General features: G+C 61.0%; 20 protein-coding genes. 3 read left to right on the top strand and 17 right to left on the bottom strand.

Annotated elements, in window-relative coordinates; translation table 11 throughout:
- Positions 1–17: 17 nt before the first annotated feature.
- Complete coding sequence (gene crp / locus BT116_RS09090; RefSeq protein ID WP_060740379.1) at positions 18–662, top strand: cAMP-activated global transcriptional regulator CRP; 645 nt, start codon at positions 18–20, stop codon at positions 660–662.
- Here crp and BT116_RS09085 read toward each other — a convergent pair.
- Genes BT116_RS09085 through BT116_RS09070 form a run of 4 tightly spaced genes read right to left on the bottom strand, consistent with a single transcriptional unit; the run spans position 659 to position 3,849 of the window.
- Positions 659–1,360 carry a lipoate--protein ligase family protein gene (locus tag BT116_RS09085; protein WP_072342506.1) on the bottom strand — a complete coding sequence of 234 codons (702 nt, stop codon included), beginning with the start codon at positions 1,358–1,360 and terminating at the stop codon, positions 659–661. The genes crp and BT116_RS09085 overlap by 4 nt on opposite strands.
- 3 nt (positions 1,361–1,363) lie before the next feature.
- Positions 1,364–2,200, bottom strand: coding sequence for an indole-3-glycerol phosphate synthase TrpC (gene trpC / locus BT116_RS09080; RefSeq protein WP_072342504.1), 837 nt, complete (start codon positions 2,198–2,200; stop codon positions 1,364–1,366).
- Positions 2,197–3,246: an anthranilate phosphoribosyltransferase gene (trpD, locus tag BT116_RS09075; RefSeq protein WP_072342501.1), complete on the bottom strand. Its 1,050-nt coding sequence runs from the start codon at positions 3,244–3,246 to the stop codon at positions 2,197–2,199. Before trpD ends, trpC begins: the two co-directional genes overlap by 4 nt.
- A gap of 9 nt (positions 3,247–3,255) precedes the next feature.
- Positions 3,256–3,849, bottom strand: a complete 594-nt coding sequence (locus tag BT116_RS09070; protein WP_063324125.1) for an aminodeoxychorismate/anthranilate synthase component II — start codon at positions 3,847–3,849, stop codon at positions 3,256–3,258.
- Between the two features lie 411 nt (positions 3,850–4,260).
- On the opposite strand from BT116_RS09070, the gene estP reads away from it, so the two are divergent.
- Positions 4,261–6,168, top strand: a complete 1,908-nt coding sequence (gene estP, locus BT116_RS09065; RefSeq protein WP_072342499.1) for an esterase EstP — start codon at positions 4,261–4,263, stop codon at positions 6,166–6,168.
- Between the two features lie 126 nt (positions 6,169–6,294).
- Here estP and trpE read toward each other — a convergent pair whose 3' ends face one another.
- From trpE to BT116_RS09015, 10 genes are all read right to left on the bottom strand, one after another.
- Positions 6,295–7,776 carry an anthranilate synthase component I gene (gene trpE, locus BT116_RS09060; RefSeq protein ID WP_063324123.1) on the bottom strand — a complete coding sequence of 494 codons (1,482 nt, stop codon included), beginning with the start codon at positions 7,774–7,776 and terminating at the stop codon, positions 6,295–6,297.
- A 70-nt stretch (positions 7,777–7,846) separates the two neighbouring features.
- Positions 7,847–8,665, bottom strand: a complete 819-nt coding sequence (locus BT116_RS09055; RefSeq protein WP_072342496.1) for a phosphoglycolate phosphatase — start codon at positions 8,663–8,665, stop codon at positions 7,847–7,849.
- Positions 8,662–9,336: a ribulose-phosphate 3-epimerase gene (rpe, locus tag BT116_RS09050; RefSeq protein ID WP_072342494.1), complete on the bottom strand. Its 675-nt coding sequence runs from the start codon at positions 9,334–9,336 to the stop codon at positions 8,662–8,664. Before rpe ends, BT116_RS09055 begins: the two co-directional genes overlap by 4 nt.
- 78 nt (positions 9,337–9,414) lie before the next feature.
- The gene (locus BT116_RS09045; RefSeq protein ID WP_072342492.1) at positions 9,415–10,563 is read right to left on the bottom strand and encodes an iron-containing alcohol dehydrogenase; all 1,149 of its coding nucleotides are present in this window, start codon (positions 10,561–10,563) and stop codon (positions 9,415–9,417) included.
- Between the two features lie 139 nt (positions 10,564–10,702).
- Positions 10,703–11,527 carry an ABC transporter permease gene (locus BT116_RS09040; RefSeq protein WP_063324119.1) on the bottom strand — a complete coding sequence of 275 codons (825 nt, stop codon included), beginning with the start codon at positions 11,525–11,527 and terminating at the stop codon, positions 10,703–10,705.
- A gap of 13 nt (positions 11,528–11,540) precedes the next feature.
- Positions 11,541–12,788 (bottom strand): ABC transporter permease, encoded by a 1,248-nt coding sequence (locus BT116_RS09035; RefSeq protein WP_072342489.1) that lies wholly within the window; start codon positions 12,786–12,788, stop codon positions 11,541–11,543.
- A 194-nt stretch (positions 12,789–12,982) separates the two neighbouring features.
- Positions 12,983–14,026 carry an ABC transporter substrate-binding protein gene (locus BT116_RS09030; RefSeq protein ID WP_072342487.1) on the bottom strand — a complete coding sequence of 348 codons (1,044 nt, stop codon included), beginning with the start codon at positions 14,024–14,026 and terminating at the stop codon, positions 12,983–12,985.
- A 49-nt stretch (positions 14,027–14,075) separates the two neighbouring features.
- Positions 14,076–15,200 (bottom strand): ABC transporter ATP-binding protein, encoded by a 1,125-nt coding sequence (locus tag BT116_RS09025; protein ID WP_072342484.1) that lies wholly within the window; start codon positions 15,198–15,200, stop codon positions 14,076–14,078.
- Positions 15,201–15,487: 287 nt separating this feature from the next.
- Positions 15,488–16,117 carry a response regulator gene (locus BT116_RS09020; RefSeq protein WP_003206156.1) on the bottom strand — a complete coding sequence of 210 codons (630 nt, stop codon included), beginning with the start codon at positions 16,115–16,117 and terminating at the stop codon, positions 15,488–15,490.
- Between the two features lie 120 nt (positions 16,118–16,237).
- Positions 16,238–18,634, bottom strand: coding sequence for a PAS domain-containing sensor histidine kinase (locus BT116_RS09015; RefSeq protein ID WP_072342476.1), 2,397 nt, complete (start codon positions 18,632–18,634; stop codon positions 16,238–16,240).
- A 74-nt stretch (positions 18,635–18,708) separates the two neighbouring features.
- Between BT116_RS09015 and BT116_RS09010 the strand changes: the two genes are divergently transcribed.
- On the top strand, positions 18,709–19,701 hold the full coding sequence (locus BT116_RS09010) for an alpha/beta hydrolase family protein (protein WP_072342473.1): 993 nt from the start codon (positions 18,709–18,711) through the stop codon (positions 19,699–19,701).
- 172 nt (positions 19,702–19,873) lie between these two features.
- Here BT116_RS09010 and BT116_RS09005 read toward each other — a convergent pair whose 3' ends face one another.
- The 3 genes from BT116_RS09005 to BT116_RS08995 are packed head-to-tail and all read right to left on the bottom strand — an operon-like array spanning position 19,874 to position 22,336.
- Entirely contained in the window at positions 19,874–20,641 is a 768-nt protein-coding gene (locus BT116_RS09005; RefSeq protein WP_072342471.1) for a TerB family tellurite resistance protein, read from the bottom strand.
- Position 20,642: 1 nt separating this feature from the next.
- Positions 20,643–21,314, bottom strand: coding sequence for an N-acetylmuramate alpha-1-phosphate uridylyltransferase MurU (murU, locus tag BT116_RS09000; RefSeq protein ID WP_072342467.1), 672 nt, complete (start codon positions 21,312–21,314; stop codon positions 20,643–20,645).
- Positions 21,311–22,336: an aminoglycoside phosphotransferase family protein gene (locus BT116_RS08995; RefSeq protein ID WP_072342464.1), complete on the bottom strand. Its 1,026-nt coding sequence runs from the start codon at positions 22,334–22,336 to the stop codon at positions 21,311–21,313. The genes murU and BT116_RS08995 overlap by 4 nt, the downstream gene beginning before the upstream one ends.
- Positions 22,337–22,356: the final 20 nt, after the last annotated feature.

Raw genomic sequence — 22,356 nt, 5'->3', positions numbered from 1 at the left:
TCTTTCGGGATACAACCATGGTTGCCATTACTCCCACGTTCAAGATCAAGAATCTCGACAAACTCTTGATGCATTGCCAGCGCCGCCGCTATCCAGCCAAACACAACATCATTTGTGCAGGAGATCGTTCCGAGACGTTGTTTTTCATCATCAAAGGGTCGGTCACTATCCTCATAGAAGATGACGACGGTCGGGAAATGATCATCGCCTATCTCAACTCCGGGGATTTTTTTGGCGAGCTGGGGTTATTCGAACAGGCGGGCAAGGAACAGGAACGCAGTGCCTGGGTGCGGACCAAGATTGAATGTGAAGTTGCGGAAATCAGCTACGCCAAATTCCGAGAACTGTCCCTGCAAGACCCGGATATTCTTTACGTACTCAGCGGACAAATCGCACAGCGTCTGCGCAATACCACCCGCAAGGTCGGCGATCTCGCATTTTTCGACGTCACTGGACGTGTCGCACGCTGCCTGTTGGAACTGTGCAAGCAGCCTGATGCCATGACCCACCCGGACGGCATGCAGATCAAGGTGACCCGCCAAGAGATTGGTCGGATTGTCGGTTGTTCGCGGGAAATGGTCGGTCGCGTTCTCAAGGATCTGGAAGAGCGCAACCTGGTCAGTGTCAAAGGCAAGACCATGGTGGTGTTCGGAACGCGTTAGGCGCCCAGCAGCTTGATCAGCATCTCCCGGTACAAAGCGTCGAGCCGCTCAAGCGCGTGAGGCGCCGGAAATTTTTCATGCAGGGCAATATGGCTCTCGGCTCGCACTCGCGGCTCCAGGCCACAAGCCTCATTGAAGCGATTGACTGCCGCGACCAAGGACTCGCGCTCGTTCTCCAGCAAAAACGCGCCATGAACCAGCCCCACCGGACGTTGCCCCCCTTTGCTCTGGCGCCAGCGCTGAGCGGTGCCCACCATTTTCCGGCCGTCGAGGTTGACGTTGAAGCGCCCGTCACAAAAAGCCCCTTCCACCTCTCCTAGCGAAGCCACCCCGCCCAACTCGTCCAACAGCTGACAGATGGGATCGCACAACCGGCGATAGCCGGTTTCGATACGTCCGTGGTCACCTTCGCTGCGCGGTGGTGCGTAGACCAGGGCGATATTGACCGTAGCGACCGACTGCGGCACCGGTTCGCCACCTGTTTCACGCAACAAGACAGGCCAGCCATGAGCGGCCGATACTTCACAGGCGTATTCAAACCCCGGTAGGCGACTCAAACGGCGCGGCATGACCAGCGCACGGTCGTTGGGTTGCCAGAACAGCAGGCCGAACTCAGCGTCGCCCACGCAGATGCTGGCCAACAGATCTTGTTCGGCTTGCAGGCCAGCTTCGACGGCCAGGGAGATCACAGGCGACATGGATCAGTCCAGCGTCGAGCCGCTCACCGGCAGGCCTCGTTCAGGAAAGAACAGTCGCTGCAATTCCACGCCCGGGTTTTCGGCGCGCATGAACGCTTCGCCCACCAGGAACGAATACACATCGCTGACTTCCATCAGCTCGACATCGGCCCGATTGAGAATGCCGCTTTCGGTGATGACCAGGCGATCGCGCGGAATGCGTGGCAACAGGTCCAGAGTGGTTTCCAGGCTCACTTCAAAAGTGTGCAGGTTGCGATTGTTCACGCCGACCAGTTTGGTATCGAGGGTTTTCAGGGCTCGTTCCAACTCGTCACCGTCGTGGACTTCCACCAGGACATCCAGCCCGACGCTTTTGGCTACGGCCGCCAGCTCGGCCATTTTCACGTCGTCCAAGGCGGAAACGATCAACAGCACGCAATCGGCGCCCAGCGCACGCGCCTCGACGATCTGGTACGGGTCGATCATGAAATCCTTGCGGATCACTGGCAGCTTGCATGCCGCCCGCGCCTGTTTCAGGTAGTCGTCAGCGCCTTGAAAAAAGTCGACGTCGGTCAGCACCGAGAGGCAGGTCGCGCCGCCCTTCTCGTAGCTTCGCGCGATCTCGGCCGGGACGAAGTGTTCACGAATCACGCCCTTGCTGGGGGATGCCTTCTTGATTTCAGCAATCACCGCCGGCTGTTTTTTCTTGGCCTGATCGATCAGAGCCTGGGCAAAGCCGCGCGGCGCATCCGCTGAACGCGCCAGGCTTTCCAGCTCGGCCAGACTGACCCGAGCGCTGCGCTCGGCCACTTCCTGGGCCTTGCGAGCCAGAATGTTTTCCAGAACCGTTGGCACGCTCATCCTTCGTTCTCCACTTTGAATACGGCGGTAAATGCACCCAACTCTTCGAGCTTTTCCCTGGCCAGCCCAGTGTGCAGCGCATCATGGGCCAGCTCCACGCCTTGCTTGAGGCTGCTGGCGTGGTCGGCGGCGTACAACGCGGCACCGGCATTGAGCACGATCATCTCAGCGGCTTTCTGGCCATTCTCGGTCTTGCGACGCCCCAGGGCATCACGAATCAGCTCCAGCGATTGGGCCGGGCCGTCGACTGCCAGCCCGTGCAGGCTCTGGCTCTTCATACCGAGGTCTTCAGGTTCGACCCAATACTCGCTGATCTGATCATTTTTTAGCTCGGCCACGAATGTAGGCGCCGCCAGGCTGAACTCATCCAGTCCATCCTTCGAATGGACCACCAGCACGTGCTTGCTGCCCAGGCGTTGCAAGACTTCAGCCAATGGCCGGCACAACGCCTGGCTGAACACACCGACTACCTGATGTTTCACGCCGGCCGGATTCGTAAGCGGGCCGAGCATGTTGAACAGCGTACGCAGCCCCAGCTCGCGGCGCGGCGCGGCGGCGTGTTTCATGGCGCTATGGTGGGTCTGGGCAAACATGAAACCGATGCCGACGTTATCGATACAGCGTGCCACCTGGACCGGCGTCAGGTTCAGGTAAATGCCCGCTGCCTCCAGCAGATCGGCACTGCCGCTCTTGCCGGAAACTGCCCGATTGCCGTGTTTGGCAACGGTGCAACCGGCTGCCGCGACGACAAACGACGAGGCCGTGGAAACGTTGAAGATATTGGCGCCGTCACCACCGGTGCCGACCACATCCACCACACCGTCCAGCGTCTTGAGTTCGACCTTGTCCGCCAGCTCACGCATCGCCGAAACCGCACCCACGATTTCATCGATGCTCTCACTCTTCATGCGCATGGCCATCATGAACGCGCCGATCTGCGCATCCGTGCATTGGCCGGTCATGATTTCGCGCATCACCTCGCGCATCTCGTCGGTGCTCAGGTCGAGATGGCCGACGATACGGCTCAGGGCTGTCTTGATATCCATGAAAAGTCCTTAGCGCGTACCGCCGGTTTGTTTGAGGAAGTTGGCGAACAGTTCGTGGCCCTGTTCGGTGAGAATAGACTCGGGATGAAATTGCACACCCTCGATATTCAGCGTCTTGTGGCGCAGGCCCATGATTTCATCGACCGAGCCATCTTCAAACTGGGTCCAGGCCGTCAGCTCCAGACAGTCGGGCAGAGTTTCGCGCTTGACCACCAGGGAATGGTAGCGGGTTACGGTAAGCGGATGATTCAGCCCCTCGAACACGCCCTTGTCCTCGTGGAATACCGGGCTAGTCTTACCGTGCATGACTTGTCGGGCGCGTACCACGTCGCCGCCGAACGCTTGGCCGATCGACTGGTGCCCCAGGCAGACACCGAGGATCGGCAGCTTGCCGGCGAAATACTTGATGGCGTCGATGGAAATACCCGCTTCGGTCGGCGTGCACGGGCCGGGCGAAACCACGATGCGCTCAGGCTTGAGGGCTTCGATTTCGGCGATGGTCAATTCGTCGTTGCGCACGACCTTGACCTCGGAGCCCAGCTCGCCGAGGTACTGCACAACGTTGTAGGTAAAAGAGTCGTAGTTATCGATCATCAGCAACATGGCGTAAGCAACCTATTGAATTCACTGACTTTAAATACAGCCTTCAGAGAATGACCCGCACGCTGCTGCGCTTGGCGAGGCAAGTGATGCCCCTGCGAAGCGGCTCTACAAGCGGGTAAAGAAGGCAAATCGGTACAGGTCCGGCGAAGCCGGCGGAGAATGTTCAGGCGCGCCAACGCCAGCGGGCGTGTGCCTTGATCATTTGATCCAGAAGTTTGCTGACAATCGACACAGGGAAAGTCTCGTTCATACGTCCCGGCACAGTAGCTTAGCTGGGCGGAGCACGCAATATGAGCGATCCCGAAGAGCCTTGAAACAATCGCGACGTTCAAGATGGATGGCAAAACGCCGAAAGTTTTTGGTACTGTCGTTTCGTTTTCTAACAAAAATAAGATAAAAACGGACTTTCCCATGATAAAGAAGACGTTGTTCGTACCGATTGCCGCTTGCCTGCTGGCGATGGCCTGCACCCAGGCGAGCGCCGCCCCCAACCCTTATTCCAAGTTCATCGTGTTCGGCGACAGCCTCAACGACGCAGGCCAGTTCGCCGACCCGAATGGTCCGCCCGGCTCGACCGAGCGTTACACCAACCGAACCGGTCCGATCTATACCGACGGCAGCGGCGAGGCCTACTCCGCCAACTCCACCCAGTTGCTCGGTGGGCGCCTGGGTTATTCCGCCGACGAGACCGCCGCTTCCACTTCGGCGGTCCGCGCCGACCAGGGGCTGGCGGACGGCAACAACTGGGCGGTGGGCGGTTATCGCACCGACCAGATCCTCGAATCGATTACCGGCGTGTCCGACACCGGCGAGCGCAGCCGTCCTGGCTACCTGCAGTCCAATGGCCTGCGCGCCGATCCGAATGCGCTGTATTACCTTTCCGGTGGTGGCAACGACTTCCTACAAGGTCGGGTGCTGACCCCCGAACAAGCGAACGCCGCCGCGGACCGCCTGGCCGACAGCGTCCAGGTGCTGCAAACGGCCGGTGCCCGCTATGTGATGGTCTGGTTGTTGCCCGACCTGGGCCTGACCCCGGCACTCAACGGCGGTCCTTTGCAAGACGCCTTTTCGCAACTGGGCAACCAGTTCAACCAACAGCTGATCACGCGACTGCAAGGCATCGACGCTGAAATCATTCCATTGAACATTCCGCTTTTGCTGAAGGAAAGCTTCGCCGACCCGGCAAGATTTGGCCTCGCCACCGGTGAGAACCTCACCGCGACCTGCTTCAGCGGCAACGGCTGCACCGAAAACGCCACCTACGGCATCAACAGCGCCACGCCTGATCCCACCAAGCTGATCTACAACGACGCGGTCCATCCGACCGAAGCCGGGCAGAAACTGATCGCCGACTATGCCTATTCCCTGCTCGCGGCGCCCTGGGAACTGACGTTGCTGCCGGAAATGGCCCACTCGACCCTGCGCGCTCACCAGGACGAGTTACGCAGCCAGTGGCAATCGGACTGGGAGAACTGGCAGGCCGTCGGCCAGTGGCGAGCTATTGTCGCAGGCGGCGGCCAGCATCTGGACATGGACAGCCAGGACAGCGGCGCCAGCGCCGATGGCAGTGGCTACAGCCTGAACATTGGCGGCAGCTATCGCCTCAGCGACGCGTGGCGCGTAGGTGTCGCCGCCGGCCTCTACCGCCAGGACATGGACGCAGGCCACAACGATTCGAAGTACAAACTCAATAGCTACCTGGCGACCGCTTTCGTCCAGTTCCAGCAAAACCGCTGGTGGGCCGATGCGGCACTGACTGGCGGCAAGCTCGACTACGACAATCTGGAGCGCAAGTTCGACCTGGGCGTCAACGAGGCGCAAGAGAAAGGCGACACCGACGGCCATCTCTGGGCATTCAGCACGCGGGTGGGCTACGACATTGCCCAGCCGGGCAGCGAATGGCACCTCTCGCCGTTTATCAGCGCTGACTATGCGAAGGTGGAAGTCGACGGTTACTCGGAAAAGAGCAACCGCTCCACGGCCCTGACCTTCGATGACCAGACCCGCGACTCGAAACGCCTGGGCCTTGGCTTGCAGGGCAAATACAACATCACCCGCCAGACCCAGGTATTTGGCGAGTATGCCCACGAACGCGAGTACGAAGACGACACGCAAAAGGTCAACATTGCCCTCAACAGCCTGCCGGCCAACGATTTCACACTGCAAGGCTACACGCCACAGAGTCACCTCAATCGCCTGAGCCTGGGGGTCAGCCACAAGTTGACCAACGACTTGGCGCTACGGGGTGGTTATACACTGCGCAAGGATGATGACATGACCCAGCAAGGGGTAAGCCTGGGCGTCAGCCTGGACTTCTGATCGAGAAAACCTGTGGGAGCGAGCTTGCTCGCGATAGCGGACTGTCAGTCAACTGGTTGGTTGAATATGACGGCCTCATCGCGAGCAAGCTCGCTCCCACGCACTGATCGAGTTGTTGAAGGGTTTTCAATCGTTCGAAGTCTGCTCGGCCAGCGCCACGGCGCGGAACATGGCCCGGCGCTTGTTCAGGGTTTCCTCCCACTCCAGCGCCGGCACCGAGTCAGCGACGATACCGCCGCCGGCCTGTACGTGCAGTTCACCGTTCTTGATGACGGCAGTGCGAATGGCAATGGCAGTGTCCATATTGCCGTTCCAGGCGAAGTAACCCACGGCCCCGCCGTACACGCCCCGCTTGACCGGCTCCAGCTCGTCGATGATTTCCATCGCGCGGATTTTCGGCGCGCCAGACAAAGTGCCCGCCGGCAGGATCGCCCGCAAGGCGTCCATCGCCGTCAGCCCGGCCTTCAACTGGCCGGTGACGTTGGAGACGATGTGCATCACGTTGGAATAGCGCTCGATGACCATCTTCTCGGTGAGCTTCACCGAGCCGATTTCCGAGACCCGCCCGGTGTCGTTGCGCCCCAGGTCAATCAGCATCAGGTGCTCGGCGATTTCCTTGTCGTCCGACAGCAGATCCTCTTCCAAGGCCCGGTCAGCTTCCTCCGTAGCGCCACGGGGGCGAGTGCCGGCGATCGGCCGTACGGTGATCAGGTTGTCTTCGACACGCACCAGCACTTCCGGCGAACTGCCCACGACATGGAAGTCGCCGAAGTTGAAGAAGTACATGTAGGGCGTCGGGTTGAAACAGCGCAGCGCCCGATAGAGATCGATCGGCGCCGCCTTGAAGTCAATGGACATCCGTTGCGACGGCACGACCTGCATGCAGTCACCCGCGAGGATGTACTCCTTGATGGTATCGACGGCCCGTTCGTAATCGTCCTGGGTGAAACTGGAACGAAACACCGGGTCGGTCGCCGACTGCTTGCTGAAGTCCAGGCCGGGACGCGGAGCGATCGGCTGACGTAACTTTTCCAGCAGTGCTTGCAGGCTTTGTTGGCCTTGCTCGTAGGCATCTTCCTGGGACGGATCGGCCAGGACGATGGCGTGCATCTTGCCGGCGAGGTTGTCGAAAACGACGACCGCGTCGGACACCATCAGCAAAATATCCGGCACGCCCAGCGGATCGGGGTTCGGGCAGGTGCCCAGGCGTTTTTCCACGTAACGCACGCAGTCGTAGCCGAAATACCCCACCAGGCCACCGTTGAAGCGCGGCAGGCCGGGAATGGTCGGCACGTTGTAGCGGGCCTTGAAGGTTTCGACGAACGCCAGCGGGTCTTCAACTTCGAGGCTTTCGATTTCGACACCGTCGTGGGTCACGCTGACGCGATGGTCATGGACCCGCAGCACCGTGCGGCACGGCAGGCCGATGATGGAATAACGGCCCCATTTCTCGCCGCCCTGCACCGATTCGAGCAAGTAGGAGTTGGGCTGGTCGGCCAACTTGAGGTAGATCGACAGCGGCGTGTCGAAGTCAGCCAGGGTTTCACAGGCAAGGGGGATGCGGTTGTAGCCGGCAGCGGCTAGACGCAGGAATTCTTCGCGGTTCATGGGGTGCCTCGTGGCAAGAGGAGCTGACAGTCAGGTATGCAAACGCGCCGGATAACCGGCCGGGATCAGGTCAGGCGCGCCAACGCCAGCGGGCCAGGGCCTTCATGACTTTCATCCAGAGTTTGCGAGTGACCACCACGATGGCGTTTCCAGAAGAGGATTGAACAGCGTCGGGCAACGTTATCTCAGCGGCCGGGTCCAGGCAACCGGGAATTAACAGGCGCAAATCGTCGATGACTAGAGCAGGACACTCTTCTGCGATGGGCCGTCCAGGGTTGTATCCATAGCTCAACCCTACACATTTTACGCCCGCTGCTTTTGCCGCTTGCACGTCGATGACCGAGTCACCGACAAACAACGATTGCGAGGCTGGGATATTCGCCATTTTCATGACAAAAAACAGCGCCGCCGGATCGGGTTTTCTCTGCGGCAAGGTGTCGCCACCGATGATCCAGCGAAAATAGCGACCAATCTTCATCTGATCCAGCAAAGGCGCGACAAAGCGTTCCGGCTTATTGGTAATCAGCGCCATTTCCACGCCTTGCTTCTGCAGCCACTTGAGGGTGGAGCGTACACCGGGGTAGACCACGGTCAATTCGTGGCTGCCTTCGTAGGCCTCGTTGAACAATGCCAACGCCCGCTCGGCCTCGGCGTCATCGACACCTTGGGCATCGATGTGATTGGCCAGGGCTCGGCGCACCAGTGTGGGAGTGCCGTTGCCAACCCACTGGCGCACCGCGTCAAGGCCAGCGGCTGGACGTCCGAGCGCGAGCAGCATGTGGTCTACGGCGGCCGCGAGATCTGGAAGCGAATCGATCAATGTGCCATCGAGGTCGAACATCACCAGGCGCGGCAAGGTGCCGGGAAACAGCTGCTCGAAGCCGCTCATGGGCGGGCCAGGGCCAGTTCGGCACGCATCTTTTCAATCACCTCTTTGTAGTCCGGCGCATTGAAGATCGCCGAGCCTGCGACAAAGGTATCGGCGCCGGCAGCGGCGATTTCGCGAATGTTGCCCACGTTCACGCCGCCGTCGATTTCCAGGCGGATATCACGCCCCGAGGCATCGATCAACGCACGGGCTTCGCGCAGTTTGTCGAGCGTGCCCGGGATGAACTTCTGCCCGCCGAAGCCAGGGTTGACGCTCATCAGCAGGATCATGTCGACCTTGTCCATCACGTACTTGAGCACGTCCAGGGGCGTCGCCGGGTTGAACACCAGGCCGGCCTTGCAACCGCCTTCGCGGATCAATTGCAGGGAGCGGTCAATGTGCTGCGTGGCTTCAGGGTGGAAAGTGATGTAGGTAGCGCCGGCTTCGATGAAGTCACCAACGATGCGGTCCACCGGGCTGACCATCAAATGCGCGTCGATCGGCGCGGTGACGCCGTACTTGCGCAGCGCCGCGCAGACCATCGGGCCGATGGTCAGGTTGGGCACGTAGTGGTTGTCCATGACATCGAAGTGCACGATGTCGGCCCCGGCGGCCAGAACGTTGTCCACTTCCTCGCCCAGGCGGGCGAAGTCGGCAGAGAGAATCGACGGAGCAATAGCGAAGGGCTGCATGACGCACCTGTTTTGAGCGAAATCACGATGGCGCGCATTGTATACCTCAAGATTTGGCGCGCCCACCGTGGCAATCGATCAATACGCCGCGCGGTAGATCTTCTCGATATCGGCGGCGCTCAGTTTGCGTGGATTGTTGCGCATCAACCGTTCTATTCCCGCCGCTTCCACCGCCATGGATGGAATCACGTCCTCGGTCACGCCCAGGCTACTCAGGCCCTTGGGGATTTCCACGGCGGCGCACAAGGCAACCATGGCTTCCACGGCTTCGTCGGCGGCCTCCATATCGCTCAGATGGGCGGTCCTGATACCCATGGCTTCGGCGATGTCACGCATGCGCTCGACGCAAGCCATCTTGTTCCACGTCATGACGTACGGCAGCAACAACGCATTGGCGACGCCGTGAGAAACGTGAAAGCGCCCGCCCAACGGATAGGCCAATGCGTGCACCGCGCCAACCCCGGCATTGCCGAACGCCATGCCGGCCATCAGGCTGGCCGTGGCCATGTCTTCACGGGCTTGCAGGTGGCCGGGGTTGGCGTAGGCCTTGGGCAGCGCGCGGCTGATCAGCTTGACCGCGCCGATAGCCAGGGCGTCGGTGATCGGCGAAGCATTGAGCGACAGGTAGGCCTCGATGGCATGGACCAGCGCGTCGACACCACTGGACGCCGTTACACCACGGGGGCACGTCAGGGTCATCTGCGGGCTGACCAGCGCCACGTCCGGCAACAGAAAATCGCTGACGATGCCTTTTTTCAACTGCGCGGCCTTGTCGGAAAGGATCGCCACGTTGGTGACTTCCGAACCAGTACCGGCCGTGGTGGGGATGGCAATCATGGGCGGGCCTTTGCGCGGCACCTGATCGACACCGAACATATCCTGCAGCTCGCCGTGGTAACCGGCATAGACGCCCACGCACTTGGCAATGTCGATGGCACTGCCACCGCCAAGACCGATCAGGCCATCATGACCACCGTCGCGATAGGCTTGCATGCAGTCCTCGACAATGGCGATTTCCGGGTCCGGCATGACCCGGTCGAAAATCTCGTAGTCCCGCCCGCCCAGATGTTGCAAGGCCAGTTCCACGGTGCCGGACTTGACCAACGCCGCATCGGTCACGATCAGCGGGTTGTCGACGTCCAGGCGCGTCAACTCCGCCGCCAGTTGCTCGATGGCAGCAGCACCGGTGATCAGTTTATGGGCGATCTTGAATGAGGAAAGACTCATGTGCGCGGCCTCTTATTCGAGTATGGGCTGGCACAAGGATAGCTCGGTATTGGAGGTTGTCTGCCATTCAGCCCATGAATGCGATAAGGAGCCTGTGGATGAGGCCCTATGGGAGCGAGCTTGCTCGCTCCCATATTCGTCAGGCTTGGGTAGTACGCAGCTTCTCGCTACGCCCACGCAACCACTCCAGGGTCAGCAACAGGATCACCGAGAAGGCAATCAGCAGGGTCGCCGCCGCCGCGATGGTGGGGCTGAGGTTTTCGCGGATGCCGCTGAACATCTGCCGTGGCAAGGTTGCCTGCTCGGGGCCGGCCAGGAACAGGGTCACCACCACTTCATCGAACGACGTCGCGAAGGCGAACAGTGCGCCGGAGATCACACCCGGGGCGATCAACGGCAGGGTCACCCGACGAAACGCCGTCAGTGGCGAAGCCCCAAGGCTGGCGGCAGCCCGAACCAGGTTGTGGTTGAACCCCTGCAGGGTCGCCGACACCGTGATGATCACGAACGGTACACCCAGCACGGCGTGGACCACGATCAGCGAGAAGAAGCTGTTGCCCATCCCCAGCGGTGCGAAAAACAGGTAACTGGCCACGCCAATGATCACCACCGGCACCACCATCGGCGAAATCACCAGGGCCATCACCAACGCCTTGCCTGGGAAGTCACCACGGGTCAGGCCGATGGCCGCGAGCGTGCCGAAGACCATCGCCAGCAACGTCGCCGCCGGGGCCACGATGATGCTGTTCTTCAGCGCTCGCATCCATTCGGCCGAGGCGAAGAAATCGTGGTACCACTGCAGCGAAAAGCCTTGCAGCGGGTACACCAGGAAACTGCCGGAGTTGAACGACAGTGGAATGATCACCAGCACCGGCAGGATCAGGAACAACAGAATCAGCCCGCAGAGTGTGCGCAAGCAGTAGAACCACACCCGCTCGACGGGGGACATGTAAGGACTCACCATTTTCGATCTCCCCTTAGCTCAGGCGCAGGCGACTGGCGCCCACCAGCCAGCTGTAAATCAGATAAAGCACGATGGTCGCCAGCAACAGCAGCCCGCCGAGCGCCGTGGCCATGCCCCAGTTGATGCTGGTGTTGGTGTAGAACGCAACGAAGTAGCTGACCATCTGATCGTTCGGGCTGCCCAGCAGCGCCGGCGTGATGTAGTAGCCGATGGCAAGGATGAACACCAACAGGCAACCGGCACCGACCCCGGCATAGGTCTGCGGGAAGTACACCCGCCAGAAACTGGCGAACGGGTGGCAGCCCAGGGAAATCGCCGCACGCATATAGGTTGGCGAGATGCCCTTCATCACGCTGTAGATCGGCAGGATCATGAACGGCAGCAGGATGTGGACCATGGAGATGTATACGCCGGTGCGGTTGAACACCAGCTCCAGGGGCTTATCGATGACACCCATGGCCATCAGCGCACTGTTGATCAGACCACCGGACTGCAGCAGCACGATCCATGCGGCAACGCGTACCAGGATCGAGGTCCAGAACGGTAGCAGCACCAGGATCATCAGCAGATTGCTCTGGCGCGAAGGCAGGTTCGCCAGCAGGTAGGCCAACGGATAGGCCAGCACCAGGCAGATCGCGGTGATCACCAGGCCCATCCAGAAGGTACGGGCAAAAATGTCGAGGTAGATCGCCTGGTCAGGGGTGGCCGTGGCCAGTTCGCCGAGGTCATCGATGCGGTGATCGACGGCCGCCAGCAGGTAATACGGGGTGACGTTGCTGGTGTTACGGCGGATTACCTGCCAGTACGCCGGGTCGCCCCAACGCTCATCGAGGTTTTCCAAGGCTTCTTTATAGGAAGCCGGCTCGGTGGCAAACGGCAACGCCCGAGCGGTCTTGGTCAGCAGGCTGCGATAGCCGGCCAGTTCCATGTTCAGGCGCTTGGACAAGTCGCCCAAGGTCTGATTCTTGCGGGCGTCGGCCAAGTCTTCACTGGCAGCCTTGTACACCGGCTCGCCCGGCAAACCGCGTCCGTCCCATGCAGCGACGGCGGCGACAGTGCGAGGCATGGCGCCCACCACTTCCGGGTTGCTGACGCTTTTGAACAGCAGCGCCACGATCGGCACCAGAAACACCAGCAATAGAAACAACACCAGCGGCGCGATCAAGGCCTGGGCCTTCCAGCGGTTGATCCGCTCGGCATGCTTGAGCCGTTGCTTGAGGGTGGGGCTGGTGCCCGCGTTCAGTGGAACGGCGATGGCCATGGCGAACTCCGCGAATCTTTTTGATCGTTACAGGGGCGGCGGGCCGCCTCTGTTCTTTTAAAACCGTGCTCGCTGAACTGATCGTTCCCACGCTCTGCGTGGGCATGCATCCAGTGACGCTCTGCGTCACAGAGGACGCGGAGCGTCCTGGGCGGCATTCCCACGCAGAGCGTGGGAACGATCCACGTCAGCGGTTACTTGGCCGCCCAGGAGTTGAAGCGCTGCTCCAGTTGCTCACCGTTGTCAGCCCAGAAGCTGACGTCGATCTGCACTTGGTTGGCGATGTTTTCCGGGGTGGTTGGCATGTCCTTCAGGACATCCTTGGCCAGCAACGGTACAGCCTGGGTATTGGCCGGACCGTAGGCGATGTTTTCCGAATTGGTTTTCTGCTGCTGCGGCGCCACCGAGAAGGCGATGAATTTCTTCGCCGCTTCGGCGCGGGTCTTGTCCAGGCCGCGCGGAATGGCCCAAGCGTCGAAGTCGTAGATACCGCCGTTCCACACCACTTTCAGGTTGCTTTCTTTCTGTACCGCAGCGATTCGGCCGTTGTAGGCCGAGCTCATGACCACGTCACCAGAAGCCAGGTATTGCGGCGGCTGGGCGCCGGCTTCCCACCACTGGATATTCGGCTTGAGCTCGTCGAGCTTCTTGAACGCACGGTCCTGGCCATCCTTGCCGGCCAGCACTTTGTAGACGTCTTTCGGCGCTACGCCGTCGGCCATCAGGGCGAATTCCAGGGTGTACTTGGCGCCTTTGCGCAGGCCGCGCTTGCCCGGGAATTGCTTGGTGTCCCAGAAGTCTGCCCAACTGGTCGGCGCGGTCTTGAGTTTGTCGGCGTTGTAGGCCAGCACGGTCGACCACACGAAGAAACCTACGCCGCAAGGCTGGATGGCGCCCTTGACGTAGTCTTCGGCCTTGCCGAACAGGGCTGGGTCCAGTTGCTCGAACATGTCTTCGTCACAACCACGGGACAATTCCGGAGACTCGACTTCCACCAGGTCCCAGGAAACGCTCTTGGTATCGACCATGGCCTTGACCTTGGCCATTTCGCCGTTGTATTCACCAGCCACGATCTTGCCGTTGCCGGCGGCTTCCCACGGTGCGTAGAAGGCTTTGACCTGAGCCGCCTTGTTCGCCCCGCCGAAAGACACCACGGTCAGGTCCGGGCCCGCCGCCATCGCGCTTGCCGCACCCATCATGCCCAGTGTCAGGGCTGTGAACTTCAGGGATCTCAACATTTATTGTTCTCTCCACGTGCAGGGTTGGTGTTGGTACAGCAGGGGGCGATCAATTCGCCTCTAGAAGGGGATCGAGCGCACGCACATGCTCGACTTGCCAGCCAAGCGGAACCACGTCCCCGACGGCGAGCGCGGGATCGAGCTCGGCAATCGGCTGTTTCACGAAGAAGTCGTTCTTGCCGCAGACTTCCAGGCGAACCCGGACGTGGTCGCCCAGATAGATGAATTCCGCCACCCTCCCTGAGAAGCGGTTGACACATTGTTCGCTGACGCCGTTGAGGCTGACCCGCTCTGGACGGATCGACAGGGTCACCGGCTCGCCGGGCTGACCGACATTCACCGCCAGGGCCTCGACTTTCTCGCCGCGTGCCAACTCCACCAGGCAACGATCGCCGGTGTGGCTGTGCAGGCGACCGTTAAGACGGTTGTTTTCACCGATGAAGTTCGCGACGAAAGTGTTTTTCGGCTCTTCATACAGGGTGCGCGGTGGAGCGATCTGCTGGATTTCGCCCTGGTGGAACACCGCCACGCGGTCGGACATGGTCAAGGCTTCGCCCTGGTCGTGGGTCACGTAGACCACGGTCACGCCAAGGCGCTGGTGCAGGTGCTTGATTTCCATCTGCATGTGTTCACGCAATTGCTTGTCCAGCGCACCCAGGGGTTCGTCCATCAGCACCAACTGCGGCTCGAACACCAGCGCCCGGGCCAGGGCCACCCGTTGTTGCTGGCCGCCGGACAATTGCGCCGGGTAGCGCTGGGCGAAGCTGTCCAACTGGACCATGCTCAGGACACGCTTGACCCGATCGCTCACGTCGCTCTTGTTCAGGCCTCGCACGGTCAACGGGAAAGCAAGGTTCTCGGCGACAGTCATGTGCGGGAACAAGGCGTAGTTCTGGAACACCATGCCGATGTCGCGCTTGTGCGGCGGCACATTGTTGATCGAGCGCCCGGCCAGCAGGATCTCGCCAGCGGTTGGGGTTTCAAACCCGGCGAGCATCATCAGGCTGGTGGTCTTGCCGGAGCCGGAAGGCCCGAGCAGGGTCAGGAATTCGCCTTTGCGAATGTCCAGGTTGAGGTCTTTGACGATCAGGTTCTCGCCGTCGTAGCTCTTCTGCACACCACGAAAGCTGACCAGCACATCGCTGGCCCCCGCGCTTGAATCGACCTGGCTCATACCCGCACCTTTTGTTTTGATGACTGCTTGTGAATCAAGCCTAGTGGACCCTGGGGTCCGCGCAAATCGGGGCGCAGGAGAGAATCGCCTCAGCCGGATGGAAGAGTCGGGGTAGGGATTGCCCTACAAGGATGGCGGGATTGGGTAAATGCAGCGGCGCGTTTTAAGCGGCAAGCCGCAAGCAGGGGCAAAAAGCGCTGTCGGGGTGTGTCGCAAATGGATATGCCGAGACAAAACCCTGTGGGAGCGAGCTTGCTCGCTCCCACAGGGGGAAACTGCGGTGGGGTTCAGAGCAACTTGTGCTCCATCGCATATTTCACCAACTCGGCCAATGAGGTGATGTTGAGTTTCTGCATCAGCCGCGCCTTGTGGGTGCTGATGGTCTTGCTGCTCAGGGCCAGTTGCTGGGCGATGTCGTTGACGTTGGCGCCCTGGGCCAGGCGTTCGAAGACAGAGAATTCACGCTCGGACAGCAGCGAATGCAGCGGTCGCGTGTCGGTCAGGCCGACTTCAAAGACCATGCGGTCGGCCAGGTCCGGGTCGATATAGCGTCCGCCGGCCGCAACCTTGCGAATCGCCATGAGCAGCAGGGCCGGGTCGCTGTCCTTGGTCGCGTAGCCGGCGGCGCCGACCTTCAGGGCGCGGGCGGCCATTTGCGCTTCGTCATGCATCGACAGCACCAGGATGGCCGGTGGATTGTTCAGCGCCCGGATCCGTGGGATCGCCTCCAGGCCGTTGACGCCGGGCATGGAAATGTCCAGCAGCACCACTTCGCAGGGCACATGCCGCAAGGTTTCGAGCAACTGCTCACCATTGCTCGCCTCCCCGACCACCACCAGATCCTTGGCCAGGCCGATCAGTTGCTTGATGCCTTCACGGACGATGGTGTGGTCTTCGGCTACCAGTACACGGATCACATTGTTCTCCAGATTCAGGATCCCTCATCGCGAGCAAGCTCGCTCCCGCAGGGCGTATGTGTACATCTCAATCAACCTGGAGCGAGCTGGCTCGCGATTGGACCCGCCCCAGGCAACCCATCAGGCCTCATGCAACGGCACCCGCACCGACAGGGTCGTCCCCTCTCCCGGCTCACTCTCCAGGATCAACCGCCCGCCCATGATCAATACCCGTTCACGCATGCCGACCAGGCCAAAGGACGTTGGCCGACTCGTATCAGCAATAAATCCTACACCGTCGTCGCTGACGGTCAGACACAATTCGTCGCCCTCCTGAACCAGCGTCAGTTCTACAGTATGCGCTTGGGCATGGCGCATCACGTTGGTCAGCGCTTCCTGGAGAATCCGGAACAGGCCAATGGCCTTGGCATCGCTCAGGGCCGGCAGGTTGTCCGGCACCTGCACCAGGCATGGGATCTGCGTACGCGCCTCGAAACGCCGAGCCTGCCATTCGATGGCCGAGGCAATGCCAGCATCCAGGATCGGCGGGCGGAGCGCCGTTGCCACATCCCGCACCAGTTGGAACAACTGAGCAATCAGGCGCTTCATGCTATTGAGCCGCTCATGCAGGCCCGGATCGAGTTGCGCGTAGGCCAATTCACACATGGATGTTTCTATCTTCAACACCGTCAGCATCTGGCCCAGCTCGTCGTGGACCTCCCGGGCAATGCGCGCCTTTTCCTCTTCCCGCACACTTTCCAGGTGCGCTGATAATTCGCGCAACTGTTCCCGGGAGCTGGCCAGCTCCAGTTCGATGCGCTTGCTTTCGGTGATGTCCCAGACGATTCCGTCCCAGACATAGGCGCCATCTTCGAGACGGCGGGTGATCGCTTTGATCTCGGCCCAGCGCTCCTGGCCTTCGCGGGTCAGGATGCGGCCTTGCCATGACCAATCACTGTCGGTGTCCAGCGCCTGGTCCTGAGTGCGGTGGTAATCGGCCTTGTCCTGCGGGTGCACCAGGCTGCGCAGCCCGGTGTCGCTGCGGGCCAGGGTTGCAGGGGAATAACCCACCAGGCTTTCGCTGCCTTCGCTGATGTAGGCAAAGTCGATCTGGCCGGTCACCGGCGCCCGCTCCAGGCGAAAGACCAGGCCTGGCACATTAGCGGCGATACCTTGCAACCGCGCTTCGCTTTCGCGTAACGCCGCCAGCGCACGTCGACGTTCGGTCACATCGTTGAGGTAGACCACCAGGTATTCAGCGTCGCGAAAGCGCAGGAAGCTCAGAGAAACGTCAGCCGGCAAGATGCTGCCATCGGCTCGCACGCATTCGGTTTCGAAACTCTGCGGCCCATCTTCGCTGGCCCGGGCGCGCTTCCACAGGTTCAGCCAGCGATCCATGTGCAAACCCGGCTCGAAGTCGATCAAGGGGCGGTCGATGATGGCGCCCGAGGCATAGCCGAGCATGGTTTCAGCCGCTCGGTTGGCATAACGCACGTGGCTGTCCCAATTGACCCAGAGGATGCCGACCGTACTTTGATCGATGGAAAACTGCGTCAGGCGCAAGGCTTCTTCGCTGGCCGTACGCTGGGCGATGTCCTCCCTCGCGGCACGCAGACGACGCTCCAGTGCGCGTTGCTGGCGGCGCTGCCAGAACACGATGGCGACGCTGCTGAGCAGCAGGGCCAGAATCAATAGGGTCAAGTTCTGCCAGAAGCCCGGGGTCTCGGTCAGGCGTGGATATTTTGGCTTGAGCCAACGGCTGTGCAATTGCTCCAGCGCCTTGGCCGGGATCGCCTGCAAACCGCTGTCGATGATCTCGGCCAGTTCCGGCCAGTCCCGGCGTGTGGCAACCCGCAGCAACTGCGGCAGGCCGATGTCGCCCACCACCGCCAGCTCGGCGAATTCGGGCTCGACCATCAACCGCCCGAGCTGTGCCTCGTCGACCACCGCGTATCGAGCCTGCTGGGTCAGCAATAATTGCAGGGCCTCGCGCTCCATCGGCACACCTTGCAGATTCAGCGTCGGGTAGTTGCTGCGCAGGTAATCGGCCGTCGCGCTGGGCATGCGCACCGCGACCCGGGCCTGGCTGTCGAGTTTTTCCAACTCCACCCCTTCGGCGCCCTTCTGCGCGCCGACGATCAGTTGCGGCACGCGCATATAGGGATCGGAAAACTGCCAGAGCTTGAGCCCGCCCGGCGATTGGGTCAGGCCCGGAGCTACGTCCACCTCGCCGGCGCGCACCGCTGCTTCCAGTTGTGCCAGGTCCTGGAAATTGCGCCAGGTGAGCTCGACGTTCAACGCCTTGCCCAGCCATTGCATCAACTCGACGTTAGTGCCGGACAAACGCTGCAGGCGCCGGTCGTATTGGGCATAGGGCGCCTGCAACACCAGGCCGACCCGCCATTGCGGATGCTGCACCAACCACTGACGCTGTCCCGCATTCAATTGCACCCCATGCGTCGACGGCGCGGGCGCGGCCCACGCCATCAAGGGAAGCCATAAACAGCCGATAACCCACAGGCAGCAAAAACGCATCATCGAAGTCTCATGCACTGACAAATACTGACCAACCCATTAGGCTGCCGGAAATACTTCTGGTCATGGAATATCCGATGCCCTCTGTTTATCGCCTGGCGTTGCCAGCATTGTGCCTGTCGCTGATCCTGCCAAGTGCCTTTTCTGTACAGGCCAGCGAAACAGCGCCCGCCGCGCAGCAACCTGCCGAGGAAAAACCCGTCGAGCGCCAACCCTTGCTCGAGCGTAGCCAGGAAGAGGCGACCGCACTTGAACGAAGAGTCCCGGCCCAGGAACAACAACAGTTACAGACCGGCAGCGATGCCTTCCTGGCACTGTGGAAACCGGCCAATACCGGCGACCCCAGAGGCGCAGTCATCATAATCCCCGGCGCCGGCGAAACAGCTGACTGGCCTCAAGCTATCGGCCCTTTGCGGAAAAAATTGCCAGATGTTGAGTGGAGCAGCCTGAGTATCACCCTGCCGGACCTGCAAAGCGACGTCATTGCACCGCGCGTGGTAGAAACACCGCCCGAGACCAAGCCAACCGACACCGCTGCCGCAGCACCGGACGCCACCACTGCGGCGCCGATCGAACAGGCCGCAGGCGGCGAAGCCGATGCAGCAGATCCCGTCGTCGGCCAAACCGATGAAGAACATGCCAAGGCCGACGCCGAGCGCATCTTCGCCCGTATCGATGCAGCCCTGGCCTACGCCGAACAGCAAAGCGCACGCCGTATCGTGCTGCTGGGCCATGGCACTGGAGCCTATTGGACGGCGCGTTACTTGAGTGAAAAGCAGCCCTCACAAGTCGAACGCTTCGTGATGGTGGCCGCCCAGACCCCGGCCACCGCCAAGCCGGCCCTGGCCGAACTGACCTCGACCTTGAAACTGGCGACCGCCGACATTTTCTACATGGACAAGCCGCTGGATCGAAACGCGGCGCTGGAGCGCTTGCAGGCGAGCAAACGCTTGAAAGGCTCGACCTTCAGCCAGGTGTCCCTCAAGGCCCTGCCGAACCCGGCGGCGGAGCAGGAGCAGCTGTTTCGTCGGGTCCGGGGTTGGTTGAATCCGCAGAAGCCGGGGGAGTGAGGCGGACCCGTTCGGGATGTCGGCGCCCACTCTCCTGTGGCGAGGGAGCTTGCTCCCGCTGGAGCGCGAAGCGGTCCCCAAAGCGCGCACTGCGGTTCTTCATAAAGACCCGGACTGCGACTGCTGCGCAGCCGAACGGGAGCAAGCTCCCTCGCCACAGGGGATAGTGGCGCTACCGGAAATTCCGCCGTTCCCGTATCAAGCGATAGGCGTTGTGCAACTCCCGAGTCCTGTCAGTGGCTTCACGCACCTGCAAGGGCGTTGCCCCGCTGCCGGCAATCTTGTCCGGATGGTGGCGACTGAGCAATCGTCGGTAGGCTCGCTTGATCTGCGACGGTTCACTCGTGGCGGAAACGCCCAGCAAACGCAACGCCTCCTGATACGTCACCCCACTGCTGGGCAACGACAGTTTGTGCGGTTCGTAATCGCTGGCCAATGCCTGGACCTGTTGTTGGGTCCAGCCCAGCCACTTGCCCCACCGGGCAATCAATTCACGCTCGCCGACGCCCGCCTTGCCATCAGCCCAAACCATTCGCCAGCAGGCCCGCAGCACGCCTTCCGCCGCATGCGGTTGGGTGCTGAGACGGCGCAGATAACCGCGTAGGCGGACATCTCCAGACTTGCCCCGGTTGAATGCAGCGATGGCCCGGCGTTGCGCCGATTCGCTCAGGTCCAGGGCTCGCATTTCCTGGCGAGCCTGTTGGATGTGACCGTCGACCACACGCCCATCGCTTTTCGCCAAACGCCCCAGCAACACAAACAACAATTCATCGTTGCGCAACGCTGGGCGCCCGCCCAGGCGTTCACGAAGCTGCTCCCAGCTTTGCACGTTTAGGCGCCTATCCAACGCTTGTCCTAATAACGCCCCAAGCATGGCCCCCGGGATGCTGGCTATGGCAAAGCCCGCCCCGGCTCCAATCAGAGTCCCTGGCCACCACATATCAACCGCTCGCTTCTATCAAGGTTTCGACCTGCGCCAAACGTTCATGGGTGCCGACATCGACCCAATGCCCTTTGAGGTGCTCGCCACTGACGCGTCCCTCGGCCATGGCCGCGCGCAACAGCGGTGCGAGCTTGAACGCACCGTCCGCGCAACCGTCGAACAACCGCGGGTGCAGAACGGCGATGCCGCTATAGGTCAGGTTGTCGGCAGGGGCGTGCCTATCGTGAACCTTTCCGTCGACCAGGACGAAATCGCCGTCTGGGTGATGCTCGGGATTATCGACGAGCACCAGGTGCGCCAACCCTTCGAGCGGCCGACGCAAAGCGCTGAAGTCGTAGTCGGTCCAGACATCGCCGTTCACCACCACAAACGCTTCATCGCCCAGCAGTGGCAAGGCCCGGAAGATTCCACCGCCGGTTTCCAGCGGCTCGCCTTCAGGGGAAAACCGAATGCTCACGCCAAACCGTGAGCCATCCCCCAGGTGATCTTCGATCTGCTGACCGAGCCAGGCGTGATTGATCACGATCTCGGTGAATCCGGCCCTGGCCAGCGCCCGCAAGTGGTATTCGATCAAGGGAACACCGCCGACGCGAATCAACGGCTTTGGCGTGGTAAGGGTCAAGGGGCGCATGCGTTCGCCCTTGCCCGCCGCCAGAATCATCGCCTTCATACCGTTGCTCCGGCCGATTGCCGCAGGCTGCCCAGAAGTTCATCGAGCGGTGCCAGTTCCGGACGGCGGGCAATGACCGTTTCTATATAAGCAAAGAATCGCGGCACATCACCGAGGTAGCGTGGCTTGCCATCACGATGACAAATGCGCGCGAAGATCCCGATGACCTTTAGATGACGCTGCACGCCCATCAAATCGCTGGCCCGCAGGAAGTCCTCGAGGTCCGGCTGGACGGGAATGCCGAGGGCGCCGGCCTGCTGCCAGTAACTCTCCAGCCAGCCGCGCACGCGCGCCTCGGGCCAACTGAGGAAAGCGTCCTTGAACAGGCAGGTCACGTCGTAGGTAACGGGACCATAGACGGCATCCTGAAAATCCAGCACGCCGGGGTTCGGCACGCTGAGCATCAGGTTGCGTGGCATGTAGTCCCGGTGCACCAGCACTTTGGGCTGGGCCAGGGCGCTGTCGATCAGCAGCTCGCTGGCCTGCTGCCAGAGTTGCTGCTGGGCCGAATCCAATTCGATCCCCAGCTCGCGCTTGACGTACCACTCGGGGAACAATTCCAGCTCCCGACGCAGCAACGCGACATCGTAGCTCGGCAACGGCGCAACCATTGGCAGTTGCTGGAAAGCCAGCAGGGCTTGCAGGGCATCGCGGAATAAATCGTCGGCATTTTCGCCGCTGATCACGTCCAGATAGGTTTGATTGCCCAAGTCATTGAGCAAAAGAAAGCCGCGATCGAGGTCTTCGGCATAAATTTTTGGCACGTTAATGCCGGATTTCGCCAGCAAAAAAGCAATATCCACGAAGGGTTTGCAGTTTTCCTGGGGCGGTGGCGCATCCATTACGATCAAACTGCGACCCTCGCCTTCCCAGCGGAAATAACGCCGGAAACTCGCGTCACTGCTGGCGGCGGTCAACGTGGCCGGGGGTACGGAGCCCCAGCCCTGTCGAGTGAAAAGGATCGGCAGTTGTTCATCGAGCCAAACTTTCAGGTGTTGCAAGCGTACATCTTGGTCGGGCATTGCAAGGGTCTCCGACGGCG

Origin of the sequence: Pseudomonas sp. NFACC16-2, assembly GCF_900119205.1 — a bacterium.
Lineage (GTDB): Bacteria > Pseudomonadota > Gammaproteobacteria > Pseudomonadales > Pseudomonadaceae > Aquipseudomonas > Aquipseudomonas fluorescens_Q.
Note: the sequence above shows the minus strand (reverse complement) of the source record. Positions and strands in the feature narration are given on the sequence as shown.

Coding starts and splice junctions, on each gene's coding strand:
- BT116_RS09045 (WP_072342492.1), bottom strand. CDS start 10,563: ATGAGTCTTTCCTCATTCAAGATCGCCCATAAACTGATCACCGGTGCT.
- BT116_RS09005 (WP_072342471.1), bottom strand. CDS start 20,641: ATGTGGTGGCCAGGGACTCTGATTGGAGCCGGGGCGGGCTTTGCCATA.
- trpE (WP_063324123.1), bottom strand. CDS start 7,776: ATGAACCGCGAAGAATTCCTGCGTCTAGCCGCTGCCGGCTACAACCGC.
- BT116_RS08995 (WP_072342464.1), bottom strand. CDS start 22,336: ATGCCCGACCAAGATGTACGCTTGCAACACCTGAAAGTTTGGCTCGAT.
- BT116_RS09015 (WP_072342476.1), bottom strand. CDS start 18,634: ATGATGCGTTTTTGCTGCCTGTGGGTTATCGGCTGTTTATGGCTTCCC.
- trpC (WP_072342504.1), bottom strand. CDS start 2,200: ATGAGCGTGCCAACGGTTCTGGAAAACATTCTGGCTCGCAAGGCCCAG.
- crp (WP_060740379.1), top strand. CDS start 18: ATGGTTGCCATTACTCCCACGTTCAAGATCAAGAATCTCGACAAACTC.
- BT116_RS09025 (WP_072342484.1), bottom strand. CDS start 15,200: ATGAGCCAGGTCGATTCAAGCGCGGGGGCCAGCGATGTGCTGGTCAGC.
- murU (WP_072342467.1), bottom strand. CDS start 21,314: ATGAAGGCGATGATTCTGGCGGCGGGCAAGGGCGAACGCATGCGCCCC.
- BT116_RS09085 (WP_072342506.1), bottom strand. CDS start 1,360: ATGTCGCCTGTGATCTCCCTGGCCGTCGAAGCTGGCCTGCAAGCCGAA.
- BT116_RS09035 (WP_072342489.1), bottom strand. CDS start 12,788: ATGGCCATCGCCGTTCCACTGAACGCGGGCACCAGCCCCACCCTCAAG.
- BT116_RS09055 (WP_072342496.1), bottom strand. CDS start 8,665: ATGAGCGGCTTCGAGCAGCTGTTTCCCGGCACCTTGCCGCGCCTGGTG.
- estP (WP_072342499.1), top strand. CDS start 4,261: ATGATAAAGAAGACGTTGTTCGTACCGATTGCCGCTTGCCTGCTGGCG.
- BT116_RS09030 (WP_072342487.1), bottom strand. CDS start 14,026: ATGTTGAGATCCCTGAAGTTCACAGCCCTGACACTGGGCATGATGGGT.
- rpe (WP_072342494.1), bottom strand. CDS start 9,336: ATGCAGCCCTTCGCTATTGCTCCGTCGATTCTCTCTGCCGACTTCGCC.
- BT116_RS09070 (WP_063324125.1), bottom strand. CDS start 3,849: ATGTTGCTGATGATCGATAACTACGACTCTTTTACCTACAACGTTGTG.
- trpD (WP_072342501.1), bottom strand. CDS start 3,246: ATGGATATCAAGACAGCCCTGAGCCGTATCGTCGGCCATCTCGACCTG.
- BT116_RS09040 (WP_063324119.1), bottom strand. CDS start 11,527: ATGGTGAGTCCTTACATGTCCCCCGTCGAGCGGGTGTGGTTCTACTGC.
- BT116_RS09010 (WP_072342473.1), top strand. CDS start 18,709: ATGCCCTCTGTTTATCGCCTGGCGTTGCCAGCATTGTGCCTGTCGCTG.